This is a genomic window from Roseovarius atlanticus, assembly GCF_001441615.1.
Lineage (GTDB): Bacteria > Pseudomonadota > Alphaproteobacteria > Rhodobacterales > Rhodobacteraceae > Roseovarius > Roseovarius atlanticus.
Genome location: NZ_LAXJ01000027.1, coordinates 1 through 18,321 on the forward strand (window position 1 = coordinate 1; position 18,321 = coordinate 18,321).

Sequence of the window (18,321 nt, forward strand, 5' to 3'; positions counted from 1 at the left end):
TGATCGAGATGCCCTCGGGCAACCGCATCATCCTGCTGTCCGAGGGCCGCCTGCTGAACCTTGGCAACGCCACCGGCCACCCGTCCTTCGTGATGTCGGCCAGCTTTACCAACCAGGTTCTGGCGCAGATCGAGCTTTGGAAGAACGGCGGCGAGTACGAGAACAAGGTCTACATCCTGCCCAAGCACCTGGACGAGAAAGTGGCCCGTCTGCACCTGGACCGCATTGGCGTGAAGCTGACAGAACTGGCGCAGGACCAGGCGGACTATATCGGCGTGCAGCCCGACGGGCCGTACAAGCCGGAACACTACCGGTATTGAGGGGCAGGACATGACGGAACGAACACCGCATATCGTCGGGCTGGGCAACGCACTGGTCGATGTCGTCGCCGCGGTCGAGCCCGAGGTCGTCACGCGGCACGGGCTGACCCCGGGGGGGATGCACCTTGTGGATGCCGACGCGGCCCACGCTCTGTTCAAGGAGGTCGGCCCCGGCATCCGCCAGTCCGGCGGATCGGTGGCCAACTCCATCGCGCACCTGGCCGATACGCCTGTCCGGGGGACCTACCTGGGCAAGGTGGCCAACGATGATCTCGGCGATGCCTTCTGCGAAGAGATGTCCGGCATGGGGCTGGCCGCGCCGGTTGCCGTTGCCCAGAAAAGCGATCACGGCACCGGCCGCTGCGTCGTGCTGGTCACGCCGGACGGCGAGCGCACCATGAGCACCTATCTGGGGGCGGCGACCACGCTGATGCCCCCCGAAGCGCTCGTTGCCCTGCCCGAAACCTTCGATATCCTGTTCATCGAAGGCTACATATGGGATGCCCCGCATGGCGCCGCGGTCATCGAACGCCTGGCCGAAGCGGCCAAGGCCGCCGGTGCCAAGGTGGCGCTGACGCCGTCGGATCCCGGCTGCGTCGAGCGCAACATAGACGTCATGCGCAACTTCGTCTCGCGCCATGTCGACATCCTTGTCGGCAACCAGGCCGAGGTGGCCGCGCTGGCCGGACGCGACGGCGCGGACGCGGCCCTTGGCTGGGCCATGACGCGGGTGTCCATCGCGGCGGTCACAGAGCACGACAAGGGCTCCATCGTGGCCGATGCCGACGGTCGCCACCACATCCCGGCGGTCGACGTGGCACAGGTTGTCGACAGCACCGGCGCAGGGGATGCCTACGCAAGCGGTTTCCTGGCGGCATTGGCCCGCGGCCTGCCGGTGCAAGAGGCCGGCCAGTTGGGTGCGCAAAGCGCGGCCAGAGTGTTGGTCCACTACGGCGCGCGCGACGGGGACGCAGCCAAGGCGATCGCCTTGCCGGCGGCCTAAGACCAACCGCCAGCAGCCGTTCGCAGGCCCCGAGGGCCACGCACCTTCACGGTGCCACCGACCGGCGTCGACGAACCAGGTCACGGTATCGGCCAGACGCATTGGCTGGCCGATACCAGGCGCGCCTTTTCAGCAAGCCTCACCACCAGACCGCCAGGCGTGGGCCGAGGATCGTCATCACGGCCACGAAGCCCGGCACGCTTTCCCACTGCACCCGTGCCCTGGGTTCGACCAGCAACACCGTGTTCAACAGCGCGACAAGGTCGACAAGAGCAATCGCCGCCATCGACGCCGCCCCGCCGACGATCAGGGCGATGCCGGCGCGGATCACCATGCGCAACGGCGCAGGTGCCGTGTCTGCGTGCGGTACAGACGTCATTGCCTCAGTTCATTGGCCGGATCAGCACGTGACGGAACAGTGCGGCTGGCGCGGACGCGCAGGTCAACCCAGGCAGTGCAAGCAGGAAAACCTGGCGCGACATGTGCAAGGACTCGATTGGCACAAGACAATTTCCGCGGGATTCACCGATTCCGAGCGTTCCCGCGAACACGTGCCCTATACAGACCGCACCCTTTACAAGATGGTCGCCCTGGATGCGCTCCGACCGATTCGGTCACCGCAAACAATCCGTTCTGTCAATCTTGATTTGATCGCTTTTCTGCGCTTCGCTTCAAAATTGTATTGCGCAGCCATGGCTTCGCTGCTGAGACAGAGGGGCAAATTCATGTCTGCATTCAAGAACGCATCTTTCAATACGGTTTTCATCGTCGCGATGGTCCTGTGTCTGTCGATCGGCGTCTGGGGCGTCATCAGCCCCGAAAGCATGACCGGCTCGGCTCAGTCCTTCACCAGCTATCTGCTGAACGGGGCAGGCTGGATGTGGCTGGCCCTCTGCTCGTTCTTCCTTCTGCTCAGCGCCTACATGGCGTTCGGGCCCTATGCCAATATTCGCCTCGGCAGGGATAATGAAGAGCCTGAATTCGGCACCGGCTCCTGGATCGCCATGCTTTTCGCGGGGGGCATGGGGTCCGGCCTGCTGGTCTGGGGCGCGGCAGAGCCCATGTATCATTTCGTCTCTCCCCCGGGGATGGAGGGCGAAACCCCCGCCGCCGCCCGCGAGGCACTGGTCATCACCAACCTGCACTGGGGTCTGCACGCATGGTCGATCTATGGCTGCTGCGCGCTGGTGATTGCCTATTTCACCTTCCGCCGCGGCCAAAGCTCGATGATCTCGACGCCGATCAAGCATGTCTTCAAAGGGCGCACGGGCGAGAATGTCGGCAAGGCGGCGGACATCCTGGGCGTGATCTCGGTGGTGTTCGGCCTTGCCGGATCGCTGGCCATGGGCGCGCTCGCGGTGCGGTCGGGCATGTACTACGCCTTCGACACGCCGCAGGACAACACCATGTCGATGATCATCCTCGCGGCCCTCTTCGTGTCCTACATGCTGTCGGCCACCACGGGCGTCGACAAGGGGATCAAGATCCTGTCGAACATCAACATGATCCTGACGGTCGCCATCATGCTGATGGTGATATTCGCAGGTCCCACAGCCTTTATCCTGGAGGCTTTCGTCGATTCCATCGGCCAGTATTTCAGCGCCATCATCACGAAGTCCTTCACGCTCTACCCGTTCGAGGGCCTGCAAGGCTGGACCTCGGGGTGGACACTGACCTACCTGATCTGGTGGCTGGCCTGGGGGCCTTTCATCGGCATCTTCGTCGCGCGCATCTCGCGCGGTCGCACCATCCGCGAGTTCATCTTCGGCGTGGTGCTGGTGCCGACCCTCTTTTCCATGCTTTGGTTCGCAGCCTTCGGTGGCGCGGGCTTCTACATCGAAATGTATGGCGGCGGAGGATTGAAAGAGATCATCTTCGAGGACGTCTTTGCGGCGCTCTTCGCCTTCCTCGGTTACTTCCCCGGCTCCACGCTGCTGGCGGCGCTGGCGGCGTTGCTGCTGTTCATATTCCTGGTGACCTCGGCGGACTCGGGCACGTTCGTTTTGTCGATGATGACGACCGACGGAAACCTGAACCCCCCGATCATCCAGAAAATGATCTGGGGCATCCTGATCGCCGTGCTGACCTTCTCGACGCTGGTGACAGAGTCGGTGACCGTGGCCAAGGCGATGGCGATCACCGGCGCGATCCCGTTTGCGGTGATCGTCTGCCTGCAGGTCGTCGGCTTCCTGCGAGAGATCCGCAGGGAGATCACCGAACCCGAAACCATCGAGGCGCGCGGCGAGGCCGAGGGCAAGGCACCCGACCCCGCCGAAACGCCCGCTCAATGACAACCGGAATGAAAGGCATGTCTCATGTTTAGAAAGGCAGTCATCACCTTCATCGCCGGTCTGTTCATCCTGACCGGCTGCTCCGAGGACGAGCGGAAGATCCGCATCGGTTCGAAAAACTTCGGCGAAAGCCGGATCCTCGCCCACATGATGGCGGCGGTGATCCGCGAGCAGGGCCTGCCGGTCGCGGGCGTCGTGGAATACGAAAACACCCCCGCCATCCTCGAGGCGCTCAAGCGCGGCGATATCGACGCCTATCCCGAATACAACGGCACGGGCCTCGTCATGCTGGGGCAAAGCCCGCTCACCGACGGCGACGAGGCGCTGGCACAGGTCAAGAAGGTCTTCGAGCCTCTGGGCATCTCGTGGCGCGAACGCGTGGGCTTTGCCAACAACTACGGTCTCGCCATGACGCCCGACCGCGCCGATGAACTGGGCGTGACCTCCATGTCCGATCTCGTGCCGCGCAGCGCCGAGGTCACGATCGGGGTCGAGGATGATTTCACGCAACGCCCTCTGGACGGCCTGACGCCGATGAACCAGCGTTACGGCTTCGAATTCGGCTCGGTCTCCGAGGTGCCTTTGTCGGATCGCGGACAACTTTACGATCAGTTGCTCGACGGCTCGGTCGATGTCATCGAGGTCTACACCACCGACGGGCAGATCGCGGATTACGATCTGCAACTGCTGGAGGACGATCTTGATTTCTTCCCGGTCTACGAACTTGCGCCCATCGTGCGCACCTCCGCGCTATCCGAATTCCAGGGGCTCGGCGCCGCGCTGGATACGCTTGGCGGCATCCTGACCAACCAAGAGATGCAGGCCCTCAACCGCCGGGTCGACCTCGAGGGCCGCGCGCCCGAGGCCGTGGCGCGCGACACGCTGGCACGTCTCGGCATCATTTCCTCCGGTGCGGTCGAGGCCGCCGATCCGCTGACCATCTCCACCTCGCCCCTGATGAGCGAGGGCGGGCTGTCCGGCACGGCCCTGCGTGCCGCGCGACGCGCCTATGTGGGACGCGAGGTTGTGATCCAGCCCGCCAACCGGCCGCTTCAGTCGGTGACCGACGGCACCGCCCGTCTGGCCCTGGTGGGTGCCGAAAGCTTCTTCGACCTCTCCGGTCCGACACCGTCGCGACTGGACCAGTACGAAGGGCTTGCCGTGATCGGCACCAACGCGGTGCATCTCGTCGCCTCGACGGCGGACGACAGCGCCGGCACGATCCAGGACGCGACGGCTTTGCTCACCGGTCCCGAAGGCTCCGGGTCATACCTGATCGCGACGATCCTGAAGGACGCGCTCGGTCTGTCGGCGGACATCACGCCGTCCGACGCCGCGGCCCCGGGGGATATCCTGGCCGGTCTCTCCGGCGCACAGGTCGCCGTGATCGCCGCGCCGCCGGGGGAAAACAGGCTGGAAGCCGCGTTCGAAGAAGGCGGGCTGAAATTGCTGCCGGTGACAGGCTGGGAAGACGGCGGGAACCTCGTGAAATATCCGTTCCTGCGCCGCACGCGCGTGCCGGGCGGCACCTACGCCCTGCAATTCACCGCGGTCGAGACGCTGTCCAGCCAGGTCGTTCTGGCCGGCCCCGCCCCGGGCTCGGCCGATGCCGCGATCGGCGAACAGGGCCCCGGCGCCACCGCCGCGCCCAGCCTGAAACCCGTGCCCGACAGCACGGTCGTCGCACTGGCCGAGGGCGTGTCGGGCGGCGAGTTGATCGACCCGGTCCTGCCGGTCGCCGCCGCCTTCGCCCCGAAATTGCCGGAACCTCCGGCCGCGATGAACCCCTCGCCGGACGTGTCCCTGCTGAACCTCGGACTGACAGCGATGTTCGTCTGGCTCGGATGGCTGTTCGTCCGACGCGAAACACCCTGATCCCTGGAAGGAGTTGCAGGAATGGTCGAAAAAATTCTCGTTCCGATCGACATGGCCGATCAGGAGACAGGCATCAAGACAATCAAGGAAGGCGTGGTGCAGACCAGGGCGCGCGAGGGCGAACTGACCGTGATGACCGTGGTGCCCAATATCATGGCCGGGCTCGACTGGCGCTACGCGATCCGCGGATCGATGCAGGGGTCCGAAGACTACGACCTCAAGGCCATCGTGAAAGAGGCGCTCACCCAACTCAACAAGCTGGTCGAGGACCACACGCCCAGCGGCATGAAGGTCAAGACGATTGCGCGGCACGGCACCGCCTACGAGGAAATCCTCGAGGTGGCCAAGGATATCGGGGCCAGCATGATCGTGCTCGGCGCGCATCGGCCGTCCCTGTCCGACTACCTGATCGGGCCCACCGCGTCACGCGTGGTGCGACACGCGGAATGCTCGGTCAACGTGATGCGGGATACGTGATGGCCGCTTCAAGGCCAAGATTGCAGACACGGGGATTGCCCTCGGCAAGACCGCGAAAACCTGACTCGGGTCGCTGATGCTATTTGGTGAATAAGCGTTGCGCGATAGACGCGGATCACAGCTAACCCGCGGAACGCCGCGCCGCACTCAATCGATGCATGCGGTTCGCCTTTGGCCGATGCCTTGAGCGAAAGACGCATCCCTTCGGTCTTTCCGCGGCAGGCTCGGCCGCACTGTGCCCGCAGACCAAAGCCCGGCGTTTTGGCCTGCTCCCGGCCCCGACCGGACAGCCGCCGATCTGCTTCAAGTGCCGGCCGCCAGGATCGGCTCCGAGCAGTGAGCCTCAGTCGGCAACGGACGAGGATATGCGGTCTTCACCCACCAGATTGAAACATCGGCGCAAAACCGCGTCCACGTCGAGTATCATGATGGTGACTTCAGGCACGGGCTTGATACAGCCGCAAATGTCGTCGGCAACCTTCTTCGATTTGCTGTGGTGGCTCAGCGAAGGCATCTCGCCAACCTGGCTTTCCGTGGTGTTCACGATTTTATCGACGGAATCGACCACGAGCCCGTATTTGTGGCCGTCCTGCTTGAAGATCAGAACCCGTTCGCCACGACGTTCGGCGACCGGCATACCGTAGAGCTTGCGCGGATCGATGAGGCTGATCAACTCGCCGCGCAGATTGACAACGCCATCGACGAAATCGATTGCGAATGGCGGTTGCAACAGGGTTGTCGGATAGTCGATCACTTCGCTGACATCCGACGTGTTGAGGGCCAGGCGCATGTCGACGGTGAAGACGATGAATGTCAGCCGTGTGCTGGCAAGCTGGGTCTTGGACCGGGTCTTGGCCCGGTCCTCGACGGGGTGGATCTCGTTGCATCGCCGCGCCGTATCGACCAGCAGCGGGTCGCGCTTCAGGGCGTCGTGATCCAGCAGCATGATGATTGAATTGTCATTGCCAAGAAGACAGCCCCTGACGATATCCCCCCGCGGCAGCGCCAGCTTGGTGAATTGCAGTATCTCGTCCGCGAAACAGCTGACGATGCTGTCGATCGAATAGACGAGAAGCCCGATCGCGCCGCCTTCGGTTTCAACGATCAGCATCTTGCGCTTCGGCGGCACGGACTTGCTGTCCCTGAGGCGCGCCGTGTCCCTCATGAAGTTTCGGAAGTCGGCCACCGGGATGGTTTTCCCGCGGACATTCGTGATCCCGACAAAGCAGTCATGGACAAGAACCGACTCCATGATCTCCGGGGCGTCCATCACTTCGGTCACGTGGCGCAGGTCGATGGCGCAGGTCGTGTGCCCGAACTGGAACGAAATACAGTTAAGCCGGGGGCCACGCGACGCTGCCGCCACCTCGGCGCCACTGCCCGCCAGAATTTCGCCCTGCGGCACCTTCTCAAGGTTCAGGATCTCGAAAGGGTCGAGGATTTGGACGATGCGCCTGCCCCCGTCGAGCTTCAGAAGCCCTTCGACCACCACATCCTTCGGCTGGCCCTGCTTGGGGCCGAAATCGACCCGGGCGACACCCTTGGTATTCAACACCTCGCCCGTGCGGTCGACCATTAGGCCGATACACAGCTGCCCATCCTCGATGATCGCCACTTTGCGGTCGGGTGCGTCACTGTCCGGCACCTCCAGCAGCAGGCGCAGATCCACGATCGGAATGATCCGGCCACGCAAGTTGAACAGGCCCAGCATGAAAGGCGGGGACAGCGGCACCGCCGAAACAGCCGCCGGTGCGTTGACGACCTCCCGTATCGCGCCGGCGCGCAGTGCGAATTCGGTATTGCCCAGCCAGAAGGAGCCGTAGACAGCCGAAACACCGGCGCCGGATACGGGGGGAAGCACGTTGTAACCAGGGCTTGGACACGCGTGCACGAGCGGCGGCGTCACAATACAGGTGTTCGACGGTTGCCGAGTTGTTTCAGAAGTCATGCGTTCACCCCCAGGCGCGGGATTTGCGCGACCTCGAATTCACCCGTCGTGCAGTCGATCGTCACCTGGCGGCCGTGGACGCCACCGGTATCGACATGGATGTTGCGCAGTCCCAGGTCCCGGACCGCCTTGTAGGCGCTTCCGGAATTGATCGTACCTACCAGCCGCTTCGGGTCGGTGTCCGGCGGCATTGTCATATTCGCGCCTCCCACGACGATGGCCTTGATGTTGCGATACTCCGACGGCCCGAGCGCCATCAAAGAGACGAGCGAGCGCACGGCCTGATCGACGTGCCGTCCACCAATCCGGTCGTCCGCGGTCCCGGATTCCGACAAAAGGCAATGCGCCAGCCCAAAGATGCCACGGGCCGGGTGAAGGAACCCCAAGCCGATGCAGGACCCCAGGATGGCCGTGAGGATCTCACCGGACCTGCCGACCTTGACCTGTCCGATCTGGACGTGGATCTTGCTTGCCGTCGTCATGATGCGGCCTGGACCTTGCGCAGGACAGGCCGGTAGATGATCGGCTCGATCTGCTCGAAATCGGTTTCTATATGTTTCAGCGACTCGCTTTCGCCGATGAACAGCACGCCGTCGGGATGCAGGACCCTGCGAACATGCCGGAGGATCCTTTGCTGGTCTGCCGCCGTGAAATAGATCAGCACGTTCCGCAGGAAGACGGCGTCGAACTGGGCCGTGTTGGTCAGCGGCCCCAGCAGGTTATGGGGCCGGAACCGAAGGCGCGACTTGATCTGCGGCGCGACCGACCAGCCGGCCTCGTCGGACCCGATCATGTGGCGCTGGAAAATCTCCGGCCTTTCCTTCTGGAACCGGTCGACGGGACGTCCCTTGTACAGCCCCTTCGTCGCGATATCGATGACGCGGGACGAAATGTCGGTTCCCAGGATCGTGTAATCGAAGCCGCTGTCGCGCTGTCTGACCTCTTCCAGGAATACGCCGGCTGTATGCGCTTCTTCGCCGGTGGAGGCGGCAGCGGACCACACGCGCATCGCGCGATTTCTTGTGGTCGCGGTGAACCCCGGTACGAACACATCGTTGAAATACGTCCACACCCTCGGCGTCCGGTAGAAATAGGTTTCGTTCGTGGTGACGCGGTTCGTCAGCTCCTGCTTCTCCGCGGGGTCCTGGGCCACGCGGGCGATGTAGTCCTTGTAGCTGGACAGCCCGAGTTCCCGCAGCCGGGGCCGGAGCCGCGTGACCAGCAGGGATCGCCGTGCATCTCCGATGCTGATGCCGGTCTGGGCATAGACGACGGCGCGCAGTTTCGCGAAATCACCGTCGCTCATCATTTTCGGAAGTTCCATACATATCCCTGCGTCCCCAGTTCTGTCGGTCGGCGGTCAGCCGTCCAACTTGGCGATTTCTTCCGTCAGGCCCTGGGCGCCGTGCCTCAGCCCGTCTGTCGCACCGGCGATGGAGTCGCTGGCGACAACCGCCTGCTCTGACGCGTCGACGATATTCTGGATCGCCTCGGCCACGTCGCGCGCCGCCGTCTGCTGTTCGTTTGCAGCGACGGAGATCTGGGTGATGGACTCCGTCGTGTCCGATATGCCGGCAAGGATCTTGGTGAACGCCGCGCCCGCCTCGCGCGAGACGTCGCTGCCCTGGGCGACACGTTTCACCGTCTCGTTGATCAGCTTGCTGATCTCCTTCGTGGCCTGCGACGACCGCTCGGCCAGCTTGCGCACCTCATCGGCGACGACGGAAAAGCCCAGGCCGTGCTCGCCGGCCCGCGCTGCCTCGATGGCCGCGTTGAAGGCCAGCAGGTTGGTCTGCCCGGCGATTTCGCTGATCACCTTCACGATCTCGCTGATTTCTTCTGACGACGCATTGATCAGGTCCATCGCTTCGATCGACCGGTCGATCGCCTTCGCGCCAAGATCGGCCTCTTCCTTCGTGCGCTTCGCGATTTCATCCGACAATCCGCTGTTCTGGGCGATGGAGTCGATCGAGGCGCTCAGCTCCTCGACCGAGGCGTTGATCTCTTCGGTGGTGCAGCCAAGCGACTGCGCTCCTGCCGCCACCGTCTGGGCCTGCTCGGCGATTGCGGCGGATTTCGTGACGAAATCCTCGGCGATCTTCGAGACGCTGCGCTCCACGGCTTTCTGTGCCGAGATGTCGGTGGCGAACTTGACCACCTTGAACGGCCTTCCCTTGGCGTCGAAAATCGGATTGTAGGACGCGCTGATCCAGACCTCCTTGCCGTTCTTGCCGAAACGCTGGAACTGCCCCGTCGCGAATTCCCCGGCTGCCAGTTCGGCCCAGAAGCGCTTGTAGTCCTTGCTTTGCACATAGTCGGGATCACAGAACATCCGATGGTGCTTGCCGCGGATCTCGTCGAGCGCATATCCGGTCACGGCCAGGAAATTTTCGTTCGCCGTCAAAATCGTGCCGTCCAGGGTGAATTCGATCACCGCCTGCGCGCGGTCGATGGCGGCGATCTTGCCGTCCTGTTCGGCCGTGCGTGTCTTTTCGTCGGTGATGTCGGTCGCAAACTTGACGACCTTGAACGGCTTTCCATCCCGGTCGAAGATCGGATTGTACGAGGCGTTGATCCAGACCTCTTTTCCGCCCTTGCCAAAGCGCTGGAATTCGCCGGAGACGAAATGGCCCATGGCCAGTTGCATCCAGAAATCCTGATAGTCGCTCGACGCGACCAGCTGCGGATCGCAGAACATCCTGTGATGCTTGCCCTCGATCTCGCTCAGCTTGTAGCCGAGTGTCGTCAGGAAATTCTCGTTCGCAGTCAGGATCGTCCCGTCTAGGTCGAACTCGATGACAGCCTGAACGCGATTGATCGCATCGATCATTCCGGCCGCATCGCCGTCGCCGCCCGAAACCTCGACCGCCGCCACTGCTTTCTCTTCGACACCCATATGCCCGCCTCGATTTGAATCTCACCTGGCGGCAATCTACGCGTCAGAGCTTAAGGGCTGATTACTCGACGGACGCAAGCGCGAGAAAACTGATGTCAATTTGCGCCGAAATCGAACGGAACACACGGCACTGCACGCTCAAGGCGTTCAGGTCCAGGCGTTGACATGCGTCGAGGAACTGATCGCCGCGCTCGGGACGAATGCCAAGAAGCCGCCCGCCCACAGCCGGTATCGGCGTGGAACCTCAGTCTACAGGGCCGTATTGTCGCAAGTCACAGCGCCTTACAGGCGCCGGCAAGACCTCTTGGCTGACGCATGGCAGTGTCAGAGCAGCCATAGCTATGCCAACCGTAGAACCGACAATCGAAAAACCTCAATAAATCAATGTATGAAACTTTACGATCTCAAAATTGGCGGGCAAAGTTGCCAAGCAATCCAGTAATGTTTTGCCAAACATATTCGGAATTAGCCTTGCCAAACAGGCTTCAGGCAACAAAAAAGCCGCCCGATTGTGCGGCTTCATTCAGCAAGATCTTAGGGAACTGGGACTACAAATCGGCTCGCCTGTATATCGCGGCGTTCAGGAGTTCCCGCCTCATAATCGGCTTTATGTCAAGCTTCCGCAACTCCCTCGCAGTTGTCCTTGAGCTCTGCCCCCTCTCCTTGGCCAGCCCCGAATGCGTCACATAATCTGCCCGGAACCGTTTCACCTCTTCCTCCGAGAACCGATGTGGAACGGTCCCACTTGGGGCCACAATTTTGAGTGAGGATAAAATGGGCGGCCCGACGTTTCTAATTTTGTCCGAAGGTGCGTGACGCCAGACGGTAAAACCCCGAGACGTTTGGCGACATCATGCGTGGATAAGCCGGTCTCGCATTCGACCGGCGAGAGCACCGAGCAGACTTCTTCCGGGGAGATCAGTACCGAGCGAAATCCCACTTCCTCGGGCAAAAGTTCGACCGATGTCAGTTTGTGATCCAGAACAAGCTGAACGATGTCCATAACCGGAGTCTTCACGACCTCGGACGCAGTGATGGCGTCAATCACCCATCGCTTGCCTGGCGCACCGGTGTCCCGTTCGCCCGAAAGCGACAGACAAAGTCATCAAGGTCTCCGAGGGCCACCTTGGTCAAGACGCCGCCGCCACGACCGAGACCCGGCACCAGCTGAGATACGATCCCCCTCTTCACGAGCATTTGTGCCTGGGTCCGATTGCAATTCAGGTAGTCCGGGATCTTGTTGATCGAGATTGAATGATGAATGCGATCAGCCAGCCTTTCTCCCTCCCCTGCGTCGATGGTCAACCGGTCGTCTGGTTCAACATCAGCTGGAAGAACACCGGTGAGTTTCAGCGCCCGGCGCAAGGTCGACCTATGAACGCCGGTCGATCGCGACAGACTGGCCAGCGAATGACGGCGCCGCCCATCGACAGGGATGGTCGAACAGGGTGGTACCGGGGTCAATCGGCATCGTATCCAAGACAAACTCCCTTACGACATCTCGGACGGGGCGCGGGTCCACCTTCGACTTCTTGAATTGCAGCCACTGGTATATCCGGCCGAGGGCAGCTTGCGGGCCACCCTTCGAGCTTCGGCGAAAGGACTCTCTTGAGATCTCTTCAAGCGCCTTGCGCAAGCCATCCACGCCATCACGGGCCGCCTCGAATCCGGCGCTCCCTGCCTCCGACCATTCACGAAGCGAGAGCTTATCGAGGTTGGTATGCGCGCCGAACACAAGCCAGGCCCCCAGCATCTCACAAGCTTTGGACGCCTGATCCACATCCTGGGTGTCGAGCCAATCGGGACCGGGCACGCCACTGAAGCGCCGCTCGACATAGGACTGCAAGCCAAAAGTATTCGCTGACGGCGCATTGCCTGCCAGCTTCTCCAGGACGGCATCGTCCGGCGCCACAAGGTTCATATCCTGGAACTGCTCGTGAAACCCGCTGTTACGGCGCCGATGAAGAACAATCCCGTGCCGGCGGCATGTTCTGACCGGACTGAACATCCAGCCGATCCTGCCAACACGCCGCCCGGAGCTGGCCCCAGCCGGATCTGCATCCTCCAACAAGCAGGCCGGGCAAAAGATCGTATGGGTGCGCAGCGCGAACCGCATGCCGAAAACTACGTCACGATGCTTGAAGCGCGCCGCTTCTATACGCGAAATGCCAAAGACCCGAATGCGATCCTCAGAGACCCCGGTCAACTCATTGAGTCTGCCGATGCAATCATCGGTCATATCGACGACGCTCTGGCGACTGAACTGCATCAATTGCAGGAAGTGGGGACCGGAGAGGCCGGCATGAAACGGATCAAGCCGAGAGCACCATGAGACGGTGCTCTCCCCCTCGATCGGTGAAAGGTTAGGCAGCATGACCATGGTTCAACCCCGCTCGATCTTTTTCTTCTGGCGCTTGGAGCGCGCCTGCTCGTATTCCTCCGCCTCGGCATCCAATGGAATGGACATCCAATCAGGCGCGAAAAAAATGTTGGAGCCAGGATCACAACCTTCCTGCATGGCCCAAGCCTCGGCGAAGTGATCGACGGTCAGGAAAACCTCACCGTCCAATATTGCACACTCGATCGCGTTCACGATGGTCTCGATCGCCCGCCCGAAACGATAGCGGCTACCTGTCATCAGGCGCACCGCCAAATCTTCGGGCAGCCGTGCCGAGATACCAGCCTCGTTACAATAGGCATCGATCATCCCGAAAATGTTGTCTTGGTCCGAGCTGTGGTCGAGATCCGATGGCGCGATCTTGGTGAATCGCCGCGACACTTGCGGATCGAAGCTGGGCATCTCACCGAGCCTCCGTGTCCCGCTGAGGATTGGGATCACCACATTCTCACCTTGCATGAGCGTCTTGATCGTCCTCAAGGTCGTCTCGGTCTCGTTTGCCGACTGCGCCATGACAAGGTCCTGGGCTTCATCCAACCACAGCACCGTGATGCCCATCTGGCCCAATCGATTCCGTACGGCGCTCCAGATTTCCCAAGCCCTGGCACTCGACGAGACACCAGACATACCGGTTGCTTCCAGGATAGCCAGGCCAACGCTCTTGTGCGTCGCAGGACTGGGAGTTTGGATTTCAAGAGACCGCGGGAGACCAGTTTCAGGGTTCTTCTGCAGCGCGCTCGTCGATTGCAGGACAGTCCGGATTGCAATGGTCTTGCCGCCACCTGCAGCTTCGATGACGGCAATGCCGCGCGTCTCCTTATCCGCGGTGAATCGGCATGGTTCAGCGGTCACGGGATTGCGCAGGCAATACGCGACCCTCCGAATAAATCGGCATTTTGATTTCCTTTCGCATAGGACGACCACCCGCCGGGCTTCAGCCCGACGCTGCCCGAAGGCGGCGATCGTATTTTCGGGATTTGGTTGCAGCGACCGCTCGGATCTCAGATGGCGGTCATTTCAACTTCTTGGATCCAAGGATCCGAGTGGGTGGGTTGAGTGTTTAGCTTCCGGCGTTCACCTCGTTCTCCATTCTCTTTCAATCGCGTTTCCTGAACCCCTTACCCGGGCTCTTGGGTTGGGCAGCCAAGATGTTGGCCGGTTGCATTTTCGGCGAAACGATCTGGTTGAGCCGACCTTTGAAAATCGCCGTCCCCGGCCTCGTTTCGATGCTCAAAGTACCCAGCAGGCCACCTCGGACAACTGCTCATTTTGCCCAAAATTTTTTTCAGAAAATCATTTCCGCGCCGGATCAATCGATCCCAGTGAAATTCTCAGTTCCGCCTATTTAGCTGTTTTATATAAATTTCATTTCTTCTCACGCGGCTCGTGAACCGATGCTGAAAATTGCGCAAGATCTTACACGTGTGTTACGTCGCCGAATTGACCCAAAACACTCGAACAGCTGCGTGGCGGAAATGACACACGCTTATTGGATTTGAAAATTGTGACGGAGGTTCGAGCCATGTCGCACCGGAGAAATCGATTCGATTCCGATACCCACCCTCCACTCAAGTCACCGCGCTAAACCCCTCTTCATCTCTTGGCGTCGACGTTCGCCAAGGAAGGCCCGAAGCGCAAGGAGCCGGCGCGGCCTAATGCGGCTCCTTCCCAGCTTTTCCTTCTCAGTCCTTTGAGACGCGGGTCTGCAAATCTGATAGCGGCCCGGCAGTATGGCGAAAATATCAATAGGTATGCTCGGTATACCTGCATATAGGACTGGCCGTCGATTGCCGATGCCACGTGATGACGCTGCCCACGGACTAACTTTGAACATGCTGACCCCCGTTTTGTGCTAAGCAACGGGTTTCTGGTCACGACCGGCCCAATGCGGCGGTTGGTCAGCCAGTCTGGTGCCGCGGCGCAGCTTCACCGAAGCAGCCATTCGCTGCACGTGCATCATCCCGCTTCAGGTTGACGCTCATATACGGCCGAACCCCGCAGTGCGATGCCTTGCTTGCCGTTGCGCGAGACGTCGGGATCCCAGGAACAACTCGTGCGTTGCTCCGGTGATGGCAATCACGAGGAACGGAATGACAAACGACATCGGAAGCCTGACCGCCACGCAACTCGCGCAGGCCTTTCGGGAAGATCGCGCCACTCCGAGCGACGCCGTTCGGGCCGCTCTGGATATGATCACGCGCTACAACCCGGCGGTGAACGCCTATGTCCACGTTGATTATGCCGGCGCCGAGGAGGCCGCCCATGCCTCGGACCGACGCTGGGCGGACGGCGCTCCGCTGAGCGCAATCGACGGGCTGCCGGTCTCGATGAAGGATCTCACCGAGGTCGCCGGAATGCCCGCCCGGGACGGCTCGCTCCTGACGGGTGACGGGCCCTGCGACACCGACGCCCCGCCGGCACGCATGTTGCGCGAGGCCGGAGCGGTGATCCTCGGCAAGACCAACACGCCGGAATTCGGCTGGAAAGGCGTGACAGACAACCGGGTCTTCGGCACGACCCGAAACCCGTGGGACACCAAACTGACGCCCGGAGGATCGTCCGGCGGAGCCGCCGCCGCGGCAGCGCTCAACATGGGTGTCCTGCACCAGGGCGGGGACAGCGGCGGGTCGATCCGCATCCCGGCCTCCTTCACCGGAACGTTCGGGTTCAAGCCGACCTTCGGTTGGGCGGCGCAATGGCCGCCGTCCCGGGCACCGACCCTGTCCCAGATCGGCCCCATCACGCGGACTGTCGAGGACGCGGTCTTGATGCTGAACGTGATCGGCCGATACGATCAAGCTGATCCGTATGCGCACCGCGGCCAGCCGACCGACTGGGGCGATGACTTGGGCCGGGGCCTCGACGGGCTGCGGATCGCCTGGTCGCTCGACCTCGGCTATGCGTCGGTCGATCCCGCGGTGGCGGCCCGCGTTCGCGAGGCCGCCGAGCGCATGGCCGCACTCGGTGCGGACATGGTCGAGATCGATCCCGGATTCGAGAGCCCGATCGAGATCTTTCAAATGATCTGGTTCACCGCCTCGCTCGATCTCTACCGCCAATGCGACGAGGAAGAGCGTGACATGCTCGACCCTGGCCTCGTGGACAACGCTCTTCGGGCGGAGGCTTGGGACGCGGTCGACTATTTTCGCGCGCAGTCCAGAGGTGCCGAGTTCACCCGCCATCTCGAGCGGTTCAACCAGGACTATCACCTGTTGATGACGCCGACCGTGGCGATCCCGCCCTTCGAGGCCGGCCACGATGTTCCTCCCGGCAGCGCCAAGACCGACTGGACCGAGTGGTCGCCTTTCACATATCCGTTCAACCTCAGCCAGCAGCCGGCGGCCTCGGTGCCCTGCGGGTTCACGCGAGCGGGCCTCCCAGTGGGTTTCCAGCTGGCCGGCGGCAAGCACGACGACACCCGCGTGTTGCGCGCCGCGCATGCCTACATGAACGCCCACCCGCCGATCCTTCCGGATGCCGCTGACAGCCGCGGCGGACCGAAAAAAGCGAGCTGAAGCCGGCGCTGATCAGGTCAGGGTGACGGATAAGAGACCTCACATTCTGGATGTTCGGCAAATAGGTGAATGACGGCCCAGAGCGGTCCTTCATGGTATATTTTGCGAAGGTCCGGTCAGCTCCAATCCGGTACAGGCATCACGACCGGACCCCCAATTCCACGGCGTTCGGTGGTACCGCTCCGGGCAACAAGTCGGTCAGGGAATTATTTCCAACTCGGCTATTTTGTCTCCTTCCAGACGAAACAGATACCGCAGATCGACCGGGCTCCCCGGAAAATTGCCGACGAGATGGCTGGTTACGATAGTGCGACCGCCTTCCTCGGTCAGCGAGAATGGTTCCACGGTATAGGTATAATGCGTTGAGGCGTTGGCCATCCACTGCCGGATCGCCTCCCGACCCTTGTACGTATTGCCTTCATCGACAACGATCGCGTCATCGGTAAAGCATTCCGCAATCGCGTGCGCGTTGCCTTTCTTGTCGGCCGAGAAATACTGGGCGATCACTGCCGGTAGTTCGAGTTTCATCATCATTCTCCTGTTGCGGTCCAAGGCGCGACAACCCTCAGACCGCCGCGCCAACAGATAACCTAAGTGAGGATGAAAATTCGATAATAGGGATAAAACAACACGCCGAATTCCGGAATCCGGGATAATCAGTCTGCCGGAACCTCCCGGACATTATCCCGGATTTCAAGATAGCTCATGCCGTTTAATCCATATTTTTCGAACACACGACGTCCCTTAAATTTTCCAGAAAGCAACATTCAGCAATAAATCTGGAGCTCAGATCATGACCGATTTTCTCAACCTGACTGGTAAGCGCGCACTCGTGACCGGGGGCACCCAAGGTGCCGGAGCCGCGACTGTCGAACTGCTGCGAACGTTCGGCGCAACGGTCCTGACGACCGCGCGCTCGCGCCCGGAGCAGATGAATGCAGACGTATTCGTCGCCGCAGACCTGACGACACCCGCAGGCTGCAAGGCGGTGACCGATGCGGTCCGGGAAGAACTGGGCGGCATCGACATCGTCGTCCACATGGTCGGCGGGTCATCCGCGCCGGGCGGCGGCCACACGGCACTCGATGACGATCAATGGCAAACAGAGCTCGACCTGAACCTCTTTCCTTCGGTTCGGCTTGACCGGTTGCTGGTGCCCGAAATGGTGGCTCAGGGCCACGGTGTCGTCATTCACGTCACCTCGATCCAACGTCTCCTGCCCCTGCCGGAGGCCACGACAGCCTATGCCGCGGCCAAAGCCGCTCTTTCCGCCTACAGCAAGAGCCTGTCCAAGGAGGTCTCTCCGAAAGGCGTCCGGGTCCTGCGCGTTTCGCCCGGCTGGATCGAGACCGAGGCATCAGTGCGTCTCGCCCAGCGCCTCGCAGAGGAGCAAGGGACCGACTACGAGGGTGGCAAGCAGATCATCATGCAGTCGCTTGGGGGCATCCCAATAGGCCGCCCGACCAAACCCCAAGAGGTCGCCAGCCTGATCGCCTTCCTGGCGTCGGACCGCGCGGCCACGATCACGGGCGCCGAGTACACCATCGATGGCGGAACCGTTCCGACCGTCTGAGCGCCCGCCCCTTTGCGCGTCGGAC

At 61.7% G+C, this 18,321-nt stretch carries 16 protein-coding genes; 7 read left to right on the forward strand and 9 right to left on the reverse strand.

The features are described 5' to 3' along the window. Positions 1-320 (forward strand): adenosylhomocysteinase (locus tag XM53_RS19325; protein ID WP_144435617.1); only part of this gene is annotated, 320 nt, incomplete at its 5' end. Positions 321-330: 10 nt separating this feature from the next. Further along, entirely contained in the window at positions 331-1,323 is a 993-nt protein-coding gene (locus XM53_RS19330; RefSeq protein ID WP_057796367.1) for an adenosine kinase, read from the forward strand. 139 nt (positions 1,324-1,462) lie between these two features. Here XM53_RS19330 and XM53_RS19335 read toward each other — a convergent pair whose 3' ends face one another. Next, on the reverse strand, positions 1,463-1,702 hold the full coding sequence (locus XM53_RS19335; RefSeq protein ID WP_057796368.1) for a hypothetical protein: 240 nt from the start codon (positions 1,700-1,702) through the stop codon (positions 1,463-1,465). A 346-nt stretch (positions 1,703-2,048) separates the two neighbouring features. On the opposite strand from XM53_RS19335, the gene XM53_RS19340 reads away from it, so the two are divergent. The 3 genes from XM53_RS19340 to XM53_RS19350 are packed head-to-tail and all read left to right on the forward strand — an operon-like array spanning position 2,049 to position 5,966. Then, entirely contained in the window at positions 2,049-3,614 is a 1,566-nt protein-coding gene (locus XM53_RS19340) for a BCCT family transporter (RefSeq protein ID WP_082631142.1), read from the forward strand. 24 nt (positions 3,615-3,638) lie between these two features. After that, positions 3,639-5,489 carry a glycine betaine ABC transporter substrate-binding protein gene (locus XM53_RS19345; protein ID WP_057796371.1) on the forward strand — a complete coding sequence of 617 codons (1,851 nt, stop codon included), beginning with the start codon at positions 3,639-3,641 and terminating at the stop codon, positions 5,487-5,489. A 21-nt stretch (positions 5,490-5,510) separates the two neighbouring features. Further along, positions 5,511-5,966: a universal stress protein gene (locus XM53_RS19350; protein ID WP_057796372.1), complete on the forward strand. Its 456-nt coding sequence runs from the start codon at positions 5,511-5,513 to the stop codon at positions 5,964-5,966. 343 nt (positions 5,967-6,309) lie between these two features. Here the strand turns inward: XM53_RS19350 and XM53_RS19355 are convergent, their stop codons facing one another. The 7 genes from XM53_RS19355 to XM53_RS22730 form a co-directional block, all read right to left on the reverse strand. Then, complete coding sequence (locus XM53_RS19355) at positions 6,310-7,827, reverse strand: chemotaxis protein CheW (protein ID WP_057796374.1); 1,518 nt, start codon at positions 7,825-7,827, stop codon at positions 6,310-6,312. Positions 7,828-7,910: 83 nt separating this feature from the next. Beyond that, the gene (locus XM53_RS19360; RefSeq protein WP_057796376.1) at positions 7,911-8,396 is read right to left on the reverse strand and encodes a chemotaxis protein CheD; all 486 of its coding nucleotides are present in this window, start codon (positions 8,394-8,396) and stop codon (positions 7,911-7,913) included. Next, on the reverse strand, positions 8,393-9,238 hold the full coding sequence (locus tag XM53_RS19365) for a CheR family methyltransferase (RefSeq protein WP_057796378.1): 846 nt from the start codon (positions 9,236-9,238) through the stop codon (positions 8,393-8,395). The genes XM53_RS19360 and XM53_RS19365 overlap by 4 nt, the downstream gene beginning before the upstream one ends. Positions 9,239-9,274: 36 nt before the next feature. Then, positions 9,275-10,810, reverse strand: coding sequence for a methyl-accepting chemotaxis protein (locus XM53_RS19370; protein WP_082631134.1), 1,536 nt, complete (start codon positions 10,808-10,810; stop codon positions 9,275-9,277). A 1,044-nt stretch (positions 10,811-11,854) separates the two neighbouring features. Beyond that, on the reverse strand, positions 11,855-12,175 hold the full coding sequence (locus XM53_RS19375; RefSeq protein ID WP_236544567.1) for a hypothetical protein: 321 nt from the start codon (positions 12,173-12,175) through the stop codon (positions 11,855-11,857). A 7-nt stretch (positions 12,176-12,182) separates the two neighbouring features. Then, positions 12,183-13,190, reverse strand: coding sequence for a TniQ family protein (locus tag XM53_RS19380; RefSeq protein WP_057796382.1), 1,008 nt, complete (start codon positions 13,188-13,190; stop codon positions 12,183-12,185). Between the two features lie 3 nt (positions 13,191-13,193). Next, positions 13,194-14,060: a TniB family NTP-binding protein gene (locus XM53_RS22730; RefSeq protein WP_160321419.1), complete on the reverse strand. Its 867-nt coding sequence runs from the start codon at positions 14,058-14,060 to the stop codon at positions 13,194-13,196. A 1,238-nt stretch (positions 14,061-15,298) separates the two neighbouring features. On the opposite strand from XM53_RS22730, the gene XM53_RS19390 reads away from it, so the two are divergent. Further along, positions 15,299-16,723: an amidase gene (locus tag XM53_RS19390; protein ID WP_082631136.1), complete on the forward strand. Its 1,425-nt coding sequence runs from the start codon at positions 15,299-15,301 to the stop codon at positions 16,721-16,723. A gap of 198 nt (positions 16,724-16,921) precedes the next feature. Here XM53_RS19390 and XM53_RS19395 read toward each other — a convergent pair whose 3' ends face one another. Beyond that, entirely contained in the window at positions 16,922-17,251 is a 330-nt protein-coding gene (locus tag XM53_RS19395; protein WP_057796545.1) for a nuclear transport factor 2 family protein, read from the reverse strand. 265 nt (positions 17,252-17,516) lie between these two features. Between XM53_RS19395 and XM53_RS19400 the strand changes: the two genes are divergently transcribed. Next, positions 17,517-18,296, forward strand: coding sequence for an SDR family oxidoreductase (locus tag XM53_RS19400; RefSeq protein WP_057796386.1), 780 nt, complete (start codon positions 17,517-17,519; stop codon positions 18,294-18,296). Positions 18,297-18,321: the final 25 nt, after the last annotated feature.